Consider the following 15371-nt stretch of genomic DNA (forward strand, 5'->3'; position numbering starts at 1 on the left):
CGGACCAAAGTACACAGCAGCAAGGTCGCTGCACCCCGTAAGACCACGTCTCTGGAGTAGACACCATGGCATCCGTAATCAATACCAACGTCGCATCCCTCAACTCGCAGCGTAACCTGTCGACCTCGCAGTCGCAGCTGAACACCTCGATCCAGCGCCTGTCGTCGGGCCTGCGCATCAACAGCGCCAAGGATGACGCCGCTGGTCTCGCGATCTCCGATCGCATGAACGCGCAAATCAAGGGCATGACCCAGGCCACCCGCAACGCCAACGATGGCGTGTCGATGGCACAAACCGCCGAAGGCGCCCTGTCGAGCTCGGGCGACATCCTGCAGCGTATCCGCGAACTGGCAGTGCAGTCGTCGAACTCGTCGAACTCGGCCAGCGACCGTAAAGCGCTGCAGACCGAAGTCACCCAGCTGACCTCGGAACTGAACCGCATCGCCAACACCACCGAGTTCAACGGCCAGAAGCTGATGGACGGCACGATGGGCACCGCGAACTTCCAGGTCGGCGCCAATGCAGGCCAGCTGATCTCGATGGGCGGCTCGAACTTCACCACCTCGACCTACGGCAACAACAGCACCGACATCGCCGCCAAGGCAGCCAACGCCAGCGCGACCAACGGCGTGGTGGCCGGCACCGTGACCATCAACGGCTCGCAAGGCACGAAAGGCATCGACGTCAGCGCAGGTGATACCGCCAAGTCCACCGTCGCCAAGATCAACACCGTCAGCGGCGACACCGGCGTGACCGCCACCGCCAAGACCGACGCCAACCTGGACCTGACTGCAAACAAGTCGTTCACGATGACGCTGGCGTCGGATAACGCTACCGCCGTGACGATCTCGTTCTCGGTGGGCACCGACGACGCCAACGGCCATGCCGGTGCCATCAGCGCCTTCAATGCCCAATCGGCGAAGACCGGCGTCACCGCATCGTATGACTCCGTCAACGGCGGCATCAAGCTGACCCACGCCGACGGCAACGACATCAAGCTGAAGAATACCTCGAGCGACGCTGCCGCAGGCCAAGCCATGCTGTCGACCTACACCACCGCCGGCGGCAAGAGCGCTGCAGCCGAAACGAACGGCGCCAACGGCGCCACCGCGATGGGCAAGATCACCATGGACTCCGACAAGAGCTTCTCGGTGGTCGATGCAACCACCACCATGGGCCTGGCCGGCAATTCGAAGCTGAAAGCAGTGGCCGACCTCGACATCAGCACCTTCGAGGGCGCCCAGGCTGCGATCAAGACCGCCGATGCAGCACTCTCCGCGGTCAACAGCCAGCGCGCAGAATACGGCGCACTGCAGTCGCGTTTCGAATCGGCGATCTCGAACCTGGGCTCGTCGACCGAGAACCTGTCGGCATCGCGCAGCCGCATCGTCGACACCGACTTCGCTGCTGAAACCGCAAAGATGACCCGCGGTCAGATCCTGCAGCAGGCTGGTACCTCGATGCTGGCCCAGGCCAACTCGCTGCCGAACGGTGTCCTGTCGCTGCTGCGTGGCTAATCGCTAACGCGTAGTAACAACATCGCAAGGTAAGTGGTTCCTCGGCTGAAGAAATTCAGCCGGGGAATTTTTACTAGGGAAATCGACATGCAGATCCAATCACTTGGTTCGTCGCCCGCTCCGAAACTGGACGAACGTCCAGCTGCGGTGACCGGGCAAGCTGCGGTCGCGGGCCGCCAGCCGGTCCCTGACACGCCAGCCTCGGTCGTGGAGTCAACACCGGATCGGGAAGAAGTGTCGGCCGCAGTCAAGAAGCTCAACGAGGCGATGCCGCCCTCTGCCCAGAGCCTGGAATTCGAGATCGACGAAGAAAGCAAGGAAGTCGTCGTCAAGATCATCGACCAGAACACCCGGGAAGTGGTGCGCCAGATGCCGAGCAAGGAAGCGTTGGAAATGGCGAAAGCCATCGACAAGATGCAAGGCTTGCTGATCCGGCAAACCGCCTGATCCGCCAGCTCCGCCACGAAGCGCCGCACCCGCGAGGGTGTGGCGCTTTTTTCATCGGCCTTCATCCCGCAAGGCCGGATACCGTCCTGCAAAATCTAAATAAAGCCGCATTTACCGCTCTTAAGTCCGGTTTGTTTCTGTCGATAATCACTTACGATATCGCTTTCACGGGAGAAACAAGTGGCCGTCAGTTCATCTTCACTCGACATCAACAGCATCGTCAGCCAGCTGATGCAGGCTGAGTCCGCGCCGCTTGCCGCCTATGACAAGAAGACGGCGGCGTTCCAGGCCCGCAGCGCCGCGCTGGCCCAGGTCAGCGCCGCGGTCGGCACCTTCCAGGGCGCGCTGACGAAGCTCAACACCCCAGCCACGTTCCAGGGCCTCGGCGCCACCGCGAGCAACAAGGACGTCCTGAGCGGCACCGCCGGCGCCGGCGCCGTACCGGGCAAGTACAAGATCAACGTCACCCAGCTGGCGCAGGCACAAAGCCTGAAGACCAACGGCTACGCCAGCACGTCGTCGACCATCGGCGCCGGCGCTCCGACCACCCTGACCTTCCAGTTCGGCACCGTCACTGGCGGCACCTTCGGCGCCACCGGCAATGCGCTGAGCCTGGCCGCCGCATCGAGCGGTATCGGCAACGGTTCGCTGAGCCTGAACGGCATCTCCATCGGCACTGGCCCAACCACGCGCAGCGCCCGCGCCCTGGCCGAGGCCATCAATGCGCAGGCCGACAAGACCGGCGTGGTCGCCACCGCCGGCGCCACCACCACCGCCGCCGGCCTGTTCGAGAATTTCGGCCAGGTCAGCGTCGATGCGGGCTCCAGCTATGCGCTCTCGGTTGGCGGCGTGCAGCTGGCCAACCTGACCCCGGGCAGCGCACCGCTGACGGGCGCAGCCCTCGACACCGCACTGACCAGCACCAATACCCGCAATGCGCTGGCCGCCGCCAACATCACCGTCACCGGCAGCGCCGCCGACGGCACGCTGCAGTTCAGCGCCGCCGACGGTTCGACCATCGACGTAACCGAAACCGTCACCGGCACCGTGCGCGGCGGCATCGGTCACGCCGCTAACGCCGCGAATACCGGCTCGACCAGCACGGCGACCGCCGGCGTGACGCTGCGCTCGAACGACGGCAACCAGATCGTGGTCGGCGGCACCAATCCGGCCGCCGCCGGTTTCACCGCGGGCAGCATCGGCAGCCATATGGATTCCGGCTTTTCGCTCAACGGCGCCATCAACAGCAAGACCATCACGCTCGGCGCCGGCGACCAGTCGCTGCAGGGCATCCGCGACGCCATCAACAAGGCCGACATGGGCGTGACCGCCACCATCGTGTCGGACGGCAGCGCCAAGCCCTATCACCTGGTGCTGACCTCCAACAAGACTGGCGAAGCGACGACGATGAAGATCACCGTCGGCGGCGAAGACGGCGCGCCGGCAGATCCGGCCATCGCCGCGATGCTCGGCTACGATCCGGCCGGCGTGCAGGGCATGACGCAGACGGCCGGCGCCCAGAGCACCAAGCTGAACATGAACGGCATCGAGATCAAGAGCGACAGCACCAGCGTCTCGGAAGCGATCCAGGGCGTGACGCTCGACGTCACCGCGCTCGGCAGCTCGACGCTCACGGTGTCCAAGGACACCGCGTCGATCACCACCGCGGTCAACGACTTCGTCAAGGCTTATAACGAACTCAACAAGACGATCGTCGGCCTGACCTCGTTCAACTCCGAGACCGGCAAGGGCGCCATCCTGCAGGGCGACGCCAGCGTGCGCTCGATCCAGAGCCAGCTGCGGCGCCAGATCAGCGCCGTGATGGAGGGCACGGGCGGCAAGCTGAACTCGCTGAGCCAGATCGGCATCGGCTTCCAGCAGGACGGCAGCCTGAAGGTCGACTCCACCAAGCTCAACAAGGCGATCACCGAAAACGCCGCCGACTTCGGCGGCCTGTTCGCGGCCATGGGCTCGACCACCGACAATATGATCAAGTTCGACAAGTCGAGCGCCGCCACCAAGCCCGGCACCTACCCGATCAACATCACCAGCCTGGCGACCCGGGGCAACCTGGTCAGCAGCGCGGCGCTCAGCGGCTCGACCACGATCGCCCCGAATACCGTCTGGCGCGTGACGCTGAACCAGACCGATCCGGTCACCGAAAGCAAGACCCAGGAGGTCAAGCTCCAGGCCGGCACCTACAGCAACGAGGACCTGGCGGCGCTGATCCGCTCGGCGATCAACGGCAACTCCACCTTCGCCGGCGCCGGCGACACGGTCGAGTCCGAGGTTGGCGAGGACGGCAAGCTGACGCTGTCGTCGAGCAAGTATGGCGAGGTGTCGAACATCTCGATCGCCGGCGTCAGCGGCAGCTCGGTCGACAGCATCTTCGGCGGCGCCACGCCGACCAAGGGCACCGACGTCGAAGGCACCATCGGCGGCGTGGCCGCCACCGGCAACGGCCAGTCGCTGACCGCGGCCGCCGGCTCGGCGGCCGAAGGCATCCAGGTGTCGATCACCGGCGGCCTGGTCGGCGATCGCGGCACCGTCACCTTCTCGCAAGGCTTCGCCTACCAGCTGACCAACCTGGCGGCCGGCTTCATCGGCAAGGACAGTCTGCTCAAGAGCAAGACCGATGGCCTGGACGCCTCGATCAAGTCGGTCGCCGAACAACGCGCACGCTTCGAACTGCGCCTGGAAAGCATGGAAAAACGCTACCGCGCGCAGTTCGTCGCGCTCGACGCCATGCTGTCCTCGATGCAGTCGACTTCTAACTATCTCACCCAGCAGCTGGCCGCCCTGTCGACCAACTACGGTTAATTAAGCATTACTGGAGAATCACATGTTTGGAACCCCTAAACGCGGTGTGGGCGCTTATGCCACGGTCGGCCTGGAAACCGGCGTCGCCGCCGCGTCGCCGCACAAGCTGGTGGTCATGCTGTACGACGGCGTGATCGTCGCCCTGCTCAGCGCCATCAACGGCATCAAGTCGTCGAACATCGGCATCAAGGGCGCCTCGATCTCGAAGGCCATCACGATCATCGACAACGGCCTGCGCGCCTCGCTCGACAAGAAAGCCGGCGGCGAGATCGCCCAGAACCTGGACGCGCTGTACGACTACATGAGCCGCCGCCTGCTGGAAGCGAACATCAAGAACGATGCGGCGATCGTCGAGGAAGTCCACGGCCTGATGGCCGACCTGCGCGGCGCCTGGGTCCAGATCGGCGAGCAGCAGGAAGCGCCCGAGCCGATGCCGCCCGCGATCCAGAAAGCCCCCACCCTGATGAGCGTTTGAGGATGATGACGACAATGACGATGAGCGGACAGGAAGTCGTGACCACCTACGAAACCATGGTCGGCATCACCGAGCGCATGCTGGATGCGGCCAGCGCCAACGAGTGGGACCGCCTGGCCGAGCTGGAGCAGGAATGCGCGCGCCATGCAAATCGCCTGAAGGCCAATGAAGGCGGCGCGCCGCTGGGCGGCCAGGAGCGCCTGCGCAAGGTCGACGCGATTCGCCGCATGCTCGACTTCGACCGCCAGATCCGCGACCTCACCACGCCATGGATGGCGCACCTGTCGTCGCTGATGAAGAGCACCTCGACCGAACGCCGCGTCGTGCGCGCCTACGGCGTCTGATCATGATGAGAGGGCCCGATGCTGCCGCGTGAACTCGTCGGCAGCGTCGCGCCCGTCACCCCGGCGCGGCCGGCCGAGCAGGCCGCCGACCCGCGCCAGCAAGCCTTTGCGCGCGAGATGGCGCCCTTCCTGGGCAAGGCCATCCAGGGCGCGGTCCAGGCCCGGCTGACTGACGGTACCTTCGTCGTCAAGTTCGCCGACACCCAGGCCCGCATGCAGCTGCCTCCTGGCGCCCAGGTCGGCGCCGACGTGCCAATGACCCTGGTCGGCCTGCATCCGCGTCCCACCTTCCAGGTCGGTTCGCAAACCACGACCGCCTTTGCCGAAGCCGGCCCCGCGCCGCAAGAAGATGCCGACGGCGCGCATGCGCCGCTGTCGTACCGCGAAGGCGCCGCCATCGGCCGCGCCAGCGCCCTGCTGGCGTCCGGCGCTGCGCTCGGCGCGCAAGCCTTCGCCGGCGGCACCGAAGCGAAGAACACCACCCTGAGTCCCACCGCCCAGGCCCTGGCCGGCGTGCTGGCTGCGGCCCAGAAGGCCGACAGCCAGCTGTCCGCCATCGTCGGCCGCGCGCCGCTGGTGGGCGGCCCCGGGGCCGATCCGGCGGCGCTGGCGGCCGGCCTGCAGCAGGCCTTCGGAAAGAGCGGGCTATTCTACGAATCGCACGTGGCGGAATGGGCGCGCGGCGCCCTGCCCCTGTCCGAACTGGCGAACGAACCGCAGCAGCAGGCCGCGCAGGGCGGCGTGCGCCCCAATCCGCAGGATCCCGCCACCGCCCAGTTCATCAGCATGCAGCTGGCGGCCCAGGAACAGTCGCAGCTGGCCTGGAAAGGCCAGCTGTGGCCGGGCCAGCCGATGGAATGGGACGTGCAGCGCGAGGCCCATGGCGGCAAGGATGGCGAGGGCGAGCAGGCGATCTGGCACTCGCGCCTGCGCCTGCGCTTTCCGCAACTGGGCGAACTCGAGGCGCAGCTGCGCATGGTGAACGGCGCCCTGCAGGTGCAGTTCGCGGCGGCCGACGACGCCACCGCCGGCCTGCTGCGCGAGCACATGCCGCAACTGGCCGGAGCGCTCGAGGCGGTGGGCACGCCGCTGGCCGGCTTCGATGCGCGCGCGCGTGCCGGCACGCCGGATTCGAAGGATGCGGGCGATGACTGAATCGGCCGACAAGCGGCGCCAGAACGCCGTGGCGCTGGCCTACGGCGCCGGCGAGCGCGCGCCGACCGTCGTGGCCAAGGGGTCCGGCATGGTGGCCGAACAGATCATCCGGCGCGCCCAGGACGCCGGCGTGTTCGTGCACGAATCGAAGGAGTTGGTGTCGCTGCTGATGCAGGTCGATCTCGACCGCGAGATTCCGCCGGCCCTGTACCGGGCAATTGCGGAACTGTTGGCATGGCTATATCATATAGAGTCGGCTCGACAACATGGTGGGCTGTTGCCTCCCGCGCCCGATCCGACGCCCCACCTCCCAACGGACTTAGCGGCAAGGACAGATGCAAGCGATGATTGAAGCAGAACTGGAAGACTGGCACGACTACGAAGTCGGATCGCGCCGCGAGATCGTGGCGCTGCTGCGCCAGATCGGAGAAAAGAACCAGCTGATTCGCATGCTGATCAAGGGCGAGGCCGACGTCTGCGTGACCTCGATCCTGGCGGTCGACGAAGACAGCGGCACCGTGGTGCTGGACCGCTCGGTCGACCGCGCCCAGAACGAGCGCATCGTGGCCGCCGGCCGCGTCAAGTGCGAGACTTCGCTCGACAAGATCCGCATCCTGTTCGGCGCCGACGGCCTGGGCCCCACCACCTGGCGCGGCGAGCCCGCGCTGCGCGCCGACATCCCGCCCACCCTGATCCGCCTGCAGCGGCGCGAGTACTACCGCATGCCCACGCCGGTCAGCAATCCGGTGCGCGCGCTGGTGCCGGTGCCGATCGACGCCGGCGGCGGCATGGGCGTGTTCCCGCTGCACGACATCAGCGTCGGCGGCATCGCCCTGCTCGACAACAAGCTCCAGCTGGGCGCCAGCATCGGCCGCGTGATCGAGGGCTGCCGCATCGAACTGCCCGAGATCGGTCCGATCGCGACCTCGCTCGAGATCCGCAACTCGCTCGACCTCACCCTCCTGAACCACAAGACCAGCCGCCGCCTGGGCTGCCAGTTCGTCGACATTTCTCGCGGCGGCCTGGCTGCCGTGCAGCGCTACATCACCAAGCTCGAGCGCGAGCGCAACGCCAAGCTGGCCGGTTTGGCCTGAAATTGGCCTGAACCTTCAGGCGGCCTGCCGCGCCGGCACGGCGTAGCGCGGCGCCGGCGCGGCATTGCCGAACAGCCCTGCCAGCTCGCGCCGCGCCGCATCGTAGGCAGTCCATTTTTCTCCATCGTGCAGGCCCGGAATGGTGACCTGCTCGCCCTGCGCCAGGCCCGCCAGCGCGGCGTCGACCAGGTCGTCCACGCTCATCACGACCTCCGCCGGCAGGCGCGCCAAAGGATGGCCCAGCGTGTCCCAGAAGCCGGTGGCGGTCACGCCCGGCAGCACTGCCTGGATGCGCAGGCCCTTGTCCCCGAACTGGTGCTGCAGCGCCTGGGTAAACGCCAGCACATAGGATTTGCTGGCGCCGTACACCCCATTCATCATCTCGGTCGCGATCGCGACGATCGACGACACGTTGACGATGGCGCCGGCGCCGCGCGCCGCCATGCCCGGCGCCACCGCATAGGTCAGGCGGGTCAGCGCGGTGACGTTCAGCGCGATCATCCGGTCCATCGCATCGACGTCGTCGCCGTGCAGCGGCGCGACCGACCCGATGCCGGCGTTGTTCACCATCAGCGTGACGTCGCCGCGCACGCGCAGCAGCGCTTCGACGCGGCGCAGCGCCTGCGGATCGACCAGGTCGGCGGCCAGCACTTCGACCCGGCGGTCGGTGGCGGCGCGCACCAGGCTGGCCACGCGCGCCAGCCGCTCTTCGTCGCGCGCGATCAGCACCAGGTCGTAGCCCTGGCGCGCCAGGCGGTCCGCGTACACGGCACCCATGCCCGTCGATGCGCCGGTGATGACGGCGGTTCCCTTGTTCGTTTGCGTCATTGGATGTCCCTTTCAAAATTGGCGGGACCAGTGTAGCGAGCCGCCCATAAAGGTGCAATCTCGATACCTCTTTAATCGGAGGGAGGCCGGCATCGCGCATCGGCAGGCCCGGGACGGCGCGCTCCTCCTTTTGGGAGAGCCGCAAAGAAAAATCGCCTCCCATGTCACAGCCGCGCATGCTGGCTCGTCTTATCAGCAAGAAGGCCGCACAGTGCGCCCTCGCCACCTGAAAGGAACCCATCATGTCCGCACGTCTGAACCTGTTCACCCTGGCCCCCGCCAACCTGAAAGCCATGGTCAACCTGTCGATGACCAACCGCCAGAGCTCGATCGGCGAGCGCCTGTTCGAGCTGGTGCAGCTGCGCGTCTCGCAGCTCAATGGCTGCGGCGTCTGCATCGACATGCACTGGCGCGACCTGATCAAGCAGGGCGCCGATCCACGCCACCTGAACTCCCTGGCCGCATGGCGCGAGTCGCCCTTCTTCAGCGAGCGCGAACGCGCCGCCCTGGCCTGGGCCGACGCCGTCAATGCGCTGCCGCACCGCGACGATACCGACGCCGCCTGGCCGGCCCTGCGCGAGCATTTCAGCGAGAACGAGATCGCCGAACTTGGCTATACTATCGCGGCGATTCGTGGTTGGAACGTCATCAACCTGAGTCTGCGCAACCAGATCCCGGTGCATCCCGCCCCGGGCATGTAAACGACGATCGATGGACACGGCCGCGCGCGAAACTTCTTCTTCCCTGTCGCTTCCCTCGGCCTGCCTGCACGGCCACGACACCGCCACCCTGTCCCAGGCGATGGCACTGCTCGCCATCGTCGGCGACCTGAGCATGGGCCAGCCGATCGACGGTTCGGAGCGCGCCGCGCGCCTGGCCGTGCGCGTGGCCGCGGCAGCCGGAGCCGATGCCGCGGCGTGCGAGCATGCGCGCATGGTGGCGCTGCTGCGCTGGTCGGGCTGTACCGCCAACGCGGCCGGCTTCGCCGCGATGATGGGCGACGACGTCGGCGCGCGCCATGCGCTGGTAAGCCGCACCCTCAATGCCCAGCAGGTGGCGCGCCTCTCCGACACCACCGAGCTGGCCGAAGTCCACTGCGAAGTCGCGGGCGACATCGCCGCCATGATGGGATTGCCGGCCGCGGTCGAAAGCGGCTTGCGCCACGTGTGGGAGCACTACGACGGCAGCGGCCTTCCGCTCCACCTGCGCGGCGACGAAGTGCCGACCGTGGTGTACCACGCGGTGCTGGGCGGGGACCTCGAGATCCTGGCGCGCGTGCATGGCATCGAGCGCGCGCTGGAGATGATCGCGCAGCTGGGCGACGTCAAGTATCCGGCGCGCCTGGTGGCGCTCGTGGCGTCGCACGCGCGCGCCTGGCTCGACGAGCTGGAGGCCGCCGAAACGCCATCGCCGCCATCGGATTTTCTTCCGGTATCGGTGCCGCTCACCCTGGTGGCCGACATGATCGAACTGAAGCTGCCCTGGCTGGCCGGCTATTCGCGCCGCGTCGCGCTGCTGGCGCAGGAGGCGGCGCAGCTGGCGGGCCTGCCCGAGGCACAGCAGCGCGGCCTGGCACGCGCCGCCCTGCTGCACGGGATCGGGCGCGCGGCGGTGACCAACACGGTATGGGAGCGCAACGGCAAATTGAGCGCCGCCGACTGGGAAGCGGTGCGCCTGGTGCCCTACTGGACCGCGCGCGCCGGCAGCCGCATCGACGGCCTGGGGCCGGATGCGCAACTGGCCTCGCACGTCTACGAGCGACTCGACGGCAGCGGGTATTTCCGCAGCCTGGACGCGAGCGCCCTCGGCGCGCCGCAGCGCCTGCTGGGCGTGGCCGCCGCCTGGGTGGCGCTGCGCTCGCCGCGGCCATGGCGCGCGGCCCACGAGCCGGTGGCGGCCACCGCCCTGCTCGAGGCCCAGGTGACGGGCGGCCGCTTCGACCGCGCCACGGTGGACGCCGTGCTGGCCGCGGCGACGGGCGTTCGCACGGCGCCAGGCAATGGTGCGAATGGTGCGAACGGCACCACCGGCGCGCCGGTGCGCGCCACGCTGTCGGCGCGCGAAGCCGAGGTCTTGCAGCGCATCAGCCTCGGGGAGAGCAACAAGGAGGCCGCGCGCGCGATGCGCATCAGCCCCAGCACCGTGCGCACCCACGTCGAGAGCATCTTCCGCAAGCTCGACTGCTCGACCCGCGCCGCCGCCACCCTCAAGGCCCTGACCCTGGGCCTGATCTGAGGTCGGAATCGGTTCGAGCGGACCGCGGAACATATAGCCGCGCAGCGGCACGTTGACGATCCAGGCGCCGGCATCGGGCGCCACCGCGCCCAGCGCCTTGCGCAGGTTCGAGACGTGCACGCGCACGTTCGCTTCTTCCACCACCAGGCCCGGCCACACCTGGCGCAGCAGTTCATCCTTGCCCACCACCTCGCCGGCGCGCCGTACCAGGCACACCAGCAGGTCGAAGGCGCGCGAGCCCAGCGCCACTTCGCGCCCGCAGGCTTCGAGCCGGCGCCGGCGCGGGAACAGCACGCATGGTCCGATGCGCCAACCTGTCTTCACTATCGCTCTCCTGCATGACGCTGCATGGCCGCGCCATGCAGCGTCATAAATCATCATGCTATGCGGCGGTATCGATCGCGCGCGCCATCGCCCCCAGCACCGCCGCGGCGTCGTACTGCGCCGCATGGCGCCGGTGCAGCGCGCCGATCGCGGTCGGATCCATGGCGCCGCGCTGTTCGAGCTGGCGGCGAAAATCCGCGTCGCGGAACGGGTCGCGCACGCTGTCGCCGAATTCGTCCAGCCCGATACGGCCGTCGCCATCGACGTCGAGCAAGGAATGAAGCTGCCTGGCGCGCTCCATGCTTTCATTGCCGCCAAGCCCGCTCGCCAGTTCGTCGACGCCGATGATGCCGTCGCCATCGGAATCGATCGACTTCGCCACCTCCTGCTTGTACAGCATGGTGTAGGAGCCCTGGGTCATGGTCAGGCCCTGGCTGGCGAAACTGGCGATGGCGTCGGCATGGCGCGCCGCGTTCTCTTCGAGGCGGTGCCGGTCTTCTGCCGAGTCGGCGCGCGCCTGGGCGATCGCGAACGGAACCTGGCTGGCCGACGGCTTCGCACCCGCGACGCGGGGCATCGCCGACGACAGCGCCGACGACAGGCTGGAAGAAATCTGCATGGCTGCTCCATCATGGATGAGGGACTGTCATCGTCGCGCCGAATGCGACCTGGATAAAGAGCCAAGATCGAGCCAATGACTGGGTCCATCGCGCCGGCGATGCGAAGTCGCGCGGGGCGCTACCGGCGCGCTGGACCAAGATCTGCATTTAAGGCTGAGCCAAGCCGTTCTTGGACCAGTCCGCGCTTCCGTGACAACCGGTCCAAGTGCATAATCGACCACAAAGGAGGAAACGTAAGCACATGCAAGACCTGTCCGTCAGCGACTACCTGACATTCGACGCCGGCAGCCCAATCCCGCTGTACCGCCAGATCCATGCCCGCGTGCGCCAAGCGGTCGACACGGGCGTGCTCAAGGCAGGAGACCGCATCCCCGCCACCCGCGTGCTGGCCGAGGAACTCGGCCTGGCGCGCGGCACGGTGGCCGCCGCCTATGCCCTGTTGTCGGCCGAGGGTTACCTGGAAGTGCGCGGCGCGGCCGGTTCGGTGGTCGCACGACGCGATCCCCCGCAGCGAGCGCCGGCGCGCGCCAAGGTGACGCCGCGCGCACGCCCGCTGCCGCTGGACGTCGGCGGCGCCGTCGCGCCGCTGCCGTTCCAGATGGGATTGCCGGCGCTGGACGCCTTTCCGCGCAAGGTGTGGGCGCGCATGGCCGCGCGCACCGCGCGTTCGCTGCAGACGCGCCACCTGCTGAAGGAATCGAGCTTCGGCGCGCCCGCCCTGCGCACCGCCATCACCAGCTACCTCAAGCTCTCGCGCGGGATCGACTGCATGCCGTGCCAGGTATTCGTCAGCGCCGGCTACCGCGAGGTCCTGGGCCTGGTTGCGCACGCCCTGCTCACGCCCGGCGACATGGTGTGGACCGAGGAGCCGGGCTTTCCGCCCACGCGCCACCTGCTGGCGGGCCTGGGCTACGTGCCGCGTCCGGCCCCGGTCGACGAGCACGGCCTGGACGTGGCGCGCGCCGCGCTGCTGGCGCCGGGCGCGCGCATGGCGGTGGTCACGCCGGGTCACCAGTGCCCGCTCACGGTCAGCATGCCGCCGGCGCGGCGCCAGGCTTTGCTCGACTGGGCCGGCGCCCACGATGCCTGGATCGTCGAGGACGACTACGACGGCGAGTTCCGCCACAGCGGACGTCCGCTGCCGGCCCTGGCAAGCATGGACCGCGCCGGCCGCGTGATCTATAGCGGCAGCTTCAGCAAGGTGATGTTCCCGGGGCTGCGCCTGTCCTACGTGGTGGTGCCGCCCGAGCTGGTCGAGCGCTTCGAGGACGCCGCCAGCCTGCTCAGCAACGGCTGCCCGGCGCTCACCCAGTCCATCCTGTGCGAGTTCATGCAGGACGGCCATTTCGTGCGCCACGTCCAGGCCATGCGCCGCCTGTATGCCGAGCGTTGCGAGTTCACGGCGCGCGCGCTGGCCCCGGCCTTCGGCGCGCGCGCCACCATCCTGCCCCAGGCCGGCGGCCTGCACCTGGTGCTTGAAGTCGCGCCCGGCGCCGACCGCCTGCTCGCCGCACGCCTGCGCGAGCACGGCCTGGCGCCGCTGGCGCTGGCCGATTTCCACGCCGGCACGCCCACGCGCAGCGCGCTCCTGATGAACTTCGCCAACGTCGCCAGCGAAGGCCAGGCCGAAGAACTGGCGCGGCGCGTGGCGCAAGCGCTGGACGGCGCCATGCCGTAAGGGAGAGCACAGAGGCCGATCCATGCTGCCGCGCGAGGGTAGCGTAGTCGCCCTCCACCTGGCGTCTTCCCTAAGGCGTATTGCGGCGGCCCCGTCCCATTTCGTATCTTTGAAGCATCTTTTTACGGCCTGCGCACCCGCGCCTGGGCCGACCTTCTCTCGCCCGGACCCGCCATGAATACCATGACCATCCTGCTGTCCTCGTTCATCCTCTCGGTGACGGGATTGGCGATCTTCATCTGGTCGCTGCGCAACCGCCTGTTCGAGGCCAGCCCCGCCGCGGCCCGCACCATCTTCTCGGAAGGCGAGATCGGCCGCAGCGACGACCCCGCCGCCACGCCGAGACAAGCCGCCGCCCAGGCCGCGCACGACGCCGCGCCGCCTCTCACCGAGGACGAGGCGCGGCAGTTGAACGAGGAACTGCAGGCGCGGGTCGAGGCCGACCGTTCCAGTTCGCTCGTGACCTTCCTGTTCCTGGCCTGCGCCGTCGTGTGGCTGCTGGTGGCGACTGCCGCGGGCCTGCTCAGCTCCATCAAATTGCACGAGCCCGACCTGCTGGTGAACCAGGCCTGGCTCACCTTCGGACGCATGCGCACCATCCACCTGAACGCGGTGGCCTATGGCTGGGCGCCGATGGCGGCGCTGGGACTGGCGATGTGGCTGCTGCCACGCCTGCTCAAGACGCCGCTGGTCGGCGTGCGCTACGCGATCGCCGGCGCCATGGTGTGGAACGCGGGCCTGATTGCGGGCCTGGGTTGCATCGCGGTGGGTCTGAGCGACGGCATGGAGTGGCTCGAGATACCGTGGCAGGTCGACATCCTGTTCGTGCTTGGCGGCGCCCTGGTCGGCCTGCCGCTGGTCTACACGCTGCAGGCGCGCACCGTGCGCCACCTGTACGTGTCGGTCTGGTACATGGGCGCGGCGCTGTTCTGGTTCCCCACCCTGTTCCTGGTCGGTAACCTGCCGGCGATGCACTTCGGCGTGCAGCAGGCGGCCATGAACTGGTGGTTCGGCCACAACGTGCTGGGCCTGTTCTACACGCCGATGGCGCTGGCCTGCGTGTATTACTTCCTGCCGAAAATCATCGGACGCCCGATCCAGTCGTACAACCTGTCGCTGGTGGGCTTCTGGTCGCTGGCCTTCTTCTATGGCCAGGTCGGCGGCCACCACCTGATCGGCGGCCCAGTGCCGGGCTGGCTGATCACGCTGTCGATCGTGCAGAGCGTGATGATGATCGTGCCGGTGCTGGCGTTCTCGATCAACCAGCACCTGACCATGCGGGGCCACTTCAGGCGCCTGTGGGATTCGCCCACGCTGCGCTTCATCGTCCTGGGCGGGATGATGTACACCCTGAGTTCCATCCAGGGCTCCATCGAAGCGCTGCGCAGCGTGAACACGGTGGCCCACTTCACCCACTTTACGGTGGCCCACGCCCACCTCGGCCTGTACGGCTTCTTCACCCTCGTGATGTTCGGCGCGGTGTACTTCGTGATGCCGCGCGTGATGGACTGGGAGTGGCCATATCCGAACCTGATCTCGCTCCACTTCTGGCTGGTGGTGGTCGGTTTCGGCATCTATTTCGTCGGCCTGTCGATCGGCGGCTGGCTGCAGGGCCTGGCCATGCTGGACGCGGCGAAGCCGTTCATGGATTCGGTCAACGTGACCATCCCCTGGCTCAAGAGCCGCTCGGTGGGGGGCGCCGTCATGGCCCTCGGCCACCTGGTGTTCGCGATCCACTTCGTGCTGATGGCGACCCGCCGCGGCGTGGCGCGCGAAGGCGCGGCGCTGCTGAACGAGCCTCTGAAGGCCACTACGGTTCCCAAGGCCGCCTGAA

14 protein-coding genes and 1 pseudogene are annotated in these 15371 nt (G+C 67.8%); 12 read left to right on the forward strand and 3 right to left on the reverse strand.

All coding sequences use genetic code 11. The annotated features are described in order from the left end of the window. The first annotated feature begins 65 nt into the window (after positions 1-65). The 8 genes from J3U95_RS13225 to J3U95_RS13260 all read left to right on the forward strand — a co-directional run bounded on the left by J3U95_RS13225 (position 66) and on the right by J3U95_RS13260 (position 7852). A complete protein-coding gene (locus J3U95_RS13225; protein WP_208279046.1) occupies positions 66-1517 on the forward strand; it encodes a flagellin N-terminal helical domain-containing protein in 1452 nt (483 codons plus the stop codon). Between the two features lie 87 nt (positions 1518-1604). Continuing rightward, positions 1605-1964 (forward strand): flagellar protein FlaG, encoded by a 360-nt coding sequence (locus tag J3U95_RS13230; protein WP_208279047.1) that lies wholly within the window; start codon positions 1605-1607, stop codon positions 1962-1964. A 180-nt stretch (positions 1965-2144) separates the two neighbouring features. After that, on the forward strand, positions 2145-4784 hold the full coding sequence (fliD, locus tag J3U95_RS28730; protein ID WP_208279048.1) for a flagellar filament capping protein FliD: 2640 nt from the start codon (positions 2145-2147) through the stop codon (positions 4782-4784). Between the two features lie 22 nt (positions 4785-4806). Next, complete coding sequence (fliS, locus tag J3U95_RS13240) at positions 4807-5259, forward strand: flagellar export chaperone FliS (RefSeq protein WP_208279049.1); 453 nt, start codon at positions 4807-4809, stop codon at positions 5257-5259. A gap of 20 nt (positions 5260-5279) precedes the next feature. Next, positions 5280-5603, forward strand: coding sequence for a flagellar protein FliT (locus tag J3U95_RS13245; RefSeq protein WP_370662069.1), 324 nt, complete (start codon positions 5280-5282; stop codon positions 5601-5603). Between the two features lie 18 nt (positions 5604-5621). Continuing rightward, a complete protein-coding gene (gene fliK, locus J3U95_RS13250; protein ID WP_208279051.1) occupies positions 5622-6758 on the forward strand; it encodes a flagellar hook-length control protein FliK in 1137 nt (378 codons plus the stop codon). Further along, a complete protein-coding gene (locus tag J3U95_RS13255; protein ID WP_208279052.1) occupies positions 6751-7110 on the forward strand; it encodes an EscU/YscU/HrcU family type III secretion system export apparatus switch protein in 360 nt (119 codons plus the stop codon). The genes fliK and J3U95_RS13255 overlap by 8 nt, the downstream gene beginning before the upstream one ends. Then, entirely contained in the window at positions 7103-7852 is a 750-nt protein-coding gene (locus tag J3U95_RS13260; protein ID WP_208279053.1) for a flagellar brake protein, read from the forward strand. Before J3U95_RS13255 ends, J3U95_RS13260 begins: the two co-directional genes overlap by 8 nt. Before the next feature lie 15 nt (positions 7853-7867). On the opposite strand, the gene J3U95_RS13265 is transcribed toward J3U95_RS13260, so the two are convergent. Further along, a complete protein-coding gene (locus J3U95_RS13265; RefSeq protein ID WP_208279054.1) occupies positions 7868-8680 on the reverse strand; it encodes an SDR family NAD(P)-dependent oxidoreductase in 813 nt (270 codons plus the stop codon). A gap of 242 nt (positions 8681-8922) precedes the next feature. Between J3U95_RS13265 and J3U95_RS13270 the strand changes: the two genes are divergently transcribed. Both J3U95_RS13270 and J3U95_RS13275 read left to right on the forward strand, forming a co-directional pair. Continuing rightward, positions 8923-9381, forward strand: a complete 459-nt coding sequence (locus J3U95_RS13270) for a carboxymuconolactone decarboxylase family protein (protein ID WP_208279055.1) — start codon at positions 8923-8925, stop codon at positions 9379-9381. A 10-nt stretch (positions 9382-9391) separates the two neighbouring features. Beyond that, complete coding sequence (locus J3U95_RS13275) at positions 9392-10915, forward strand: HD domain-containing phosphohydrolase (RefSeq protein WP_208279056.1); 1524 nt, start codon at positions 9392-9394, stop codon at positions 10913-10915. A 39-nt stretch (positions 10916-10954) separates the two neighbouring features. Here the strand turns inward: J3U95_RS13275 and J3U95_RS13280 are convergent. Together J3U95_RS13280 and J3U95_RS13285 are read right to left on the reverse strand one after the other, a co-directional pair. Beyond that, positions 10955-11365 (reverse strand): annotated as a pseudogene (locus J3U95_RS13280) (winged helix-turn-helix domain-containing protein); the annotation flags it as partial. Then, positions 11298-11858: an EF-hand domain-containing protein gene (locus J3U95_RS13285; protein WP_208279057.1), complete on the reverse strand. Its 561-nt coding sequence runs from the start codon at positions 11856-11858 to the stop codon at positions 11298-11300. The pseudogene J3U95_RS13280 and the gene J3U95_RS13285, both read right to left, overlap by 68 nt. Before the next feature lie 242 nt (positions 11859-12100). On the opposite strand from J3U95_RS13285, the gene pdxR reads away from it, so the two are divergent. Together pdxR and J3U95_RS13295 are read left to right on the forward strand one after the other, a co-directional pair. Next, complete coding sequence (gene pdxR, locus J3U95_RS13290; RefSeq protein ID WP_208279058.1) at positions 12101-13537, forward strand: MocR-like pyridoxine biosynthesis transcription factor PdxR; 1437 nt, start codon at positions 12101-12103, stop codon at positions 13535-13537. A 174-nt stretch (positions 13538-13711) separates the two neighbouring features. Next, on the forward strand, positions 13712-15370 hold the full coding sequence (locus J3U95_RS13295; RefSeq protein ID WP_208279059.1) for a cbb3-type cytochrome c oxidase subunit I: 1659 nt from the start codon (positions 13712-13714) through the stop codon (positions 15368-15370). Position 15371: the final 1 nt, after the last annotated feature.

The organism is Massilia oculi (assembly GCF_017582745.1).
Classification (GTDB): domain Bacteria; phylum Pseudomonadota; class Gammaproteobacteria; order Burkholderiales; family Burkholderiaceae_D; genus Telluria; species Telluria oculi_A.

Excerpts from the sequence above, each read along its gene's own strand:
- J3U95_RS13265 (WP_208279054.1), bottom strand. The coding sequence starts at position 8,680 with ATGACGCAAACGAACAAGGGAACCGCCGTCATCACCGGCGCATCGACG.
- fliS (WP_208279049.1), top strand. The coding sequence starts at position 4,807 with ATGTTTGGAACCCCTAAACGCGGTGTGGGCGCTTATGCCACGGTCGGC.
- J3U95_RS13255 (WP_208279052.1), top strand. The coding sequence starts at position 6,751 with ATGACTGAATCGGCCGACAAGCGGCGCCAGAACGCCGTGGCGCTGGCC.
- J3U95_RS13245 (WP_370662069.1), top strand. The coding sequence starts at position 5,280 with ATGAGCGGACAGGAAGTCGTGACCACCTACGAAACCATGGTCGGCATC.
- J3U95_RS13275 (WP_208279056.1), top strand. The coding sequence starts at position 9,392 with ATGGACACGGCCGCGCGCGAAACTTCTTCTTCCCTGTCGCTTCCCTCG.
- J3U95_RS13285 (WP_208279057.1), bottom strand. The coding sequence starts at position 11,858 with ATGCAGATTTCTTCCAGCCTGTCGTCGGCGCTGTCGTCGGCGATGCCC.
- J3U95_RS13230 (WP_208279047.1), top strand. The coding sequence starts at position 1,605 with ATGCAGATCCAATCACTTGGTTCGTCGCCCGCTCCGAAACTGGACGAA.
- J3U95_RS13225 (WP_208279046.1), top strand. The coding sequence starts at position 66 with ATGGCATCCGTAATCAATACCAACGTCGCATCCCTCAACTCGCAGCGT.
- fliK (WP_208279051.1), top strand. The coding sequence starts at position 5,622 with ATGCTGCCGCGTGAACTCGTCGGCAGCGTCGCGCCCGTCACCCCGGCG.
- J3U95_RS13295 (WP_208279059.1), top strand. The coding sequence starts at position 13,712 with ATGAATACCATGACCATCCTGCTGTCCTCGTTCATCCTCTCGGTGACG.
- J3U95_RS13260 (WP_208279053.1), top strand. The coding sequence starts at position 7,103 with ATGATTGAAGCAGAACTGGAAGACTGGCACGACTACGAAGTCGGATCG.
- pdxR (WP_208279058.1), top strand. The coding sequence starts at position 12,101 with ATGCAAGACCTGTCCGTCAGCGACTACCTGACATTCGACGCCGGCAGC.
- J3U95_RS13270 (WP_208279055.1), top strand. The coding sequence starts at position 8,923 with ATGTCCGCACGTCTGAACCTGTTCACCCTGGCCCCCGCCAACCTGAAA.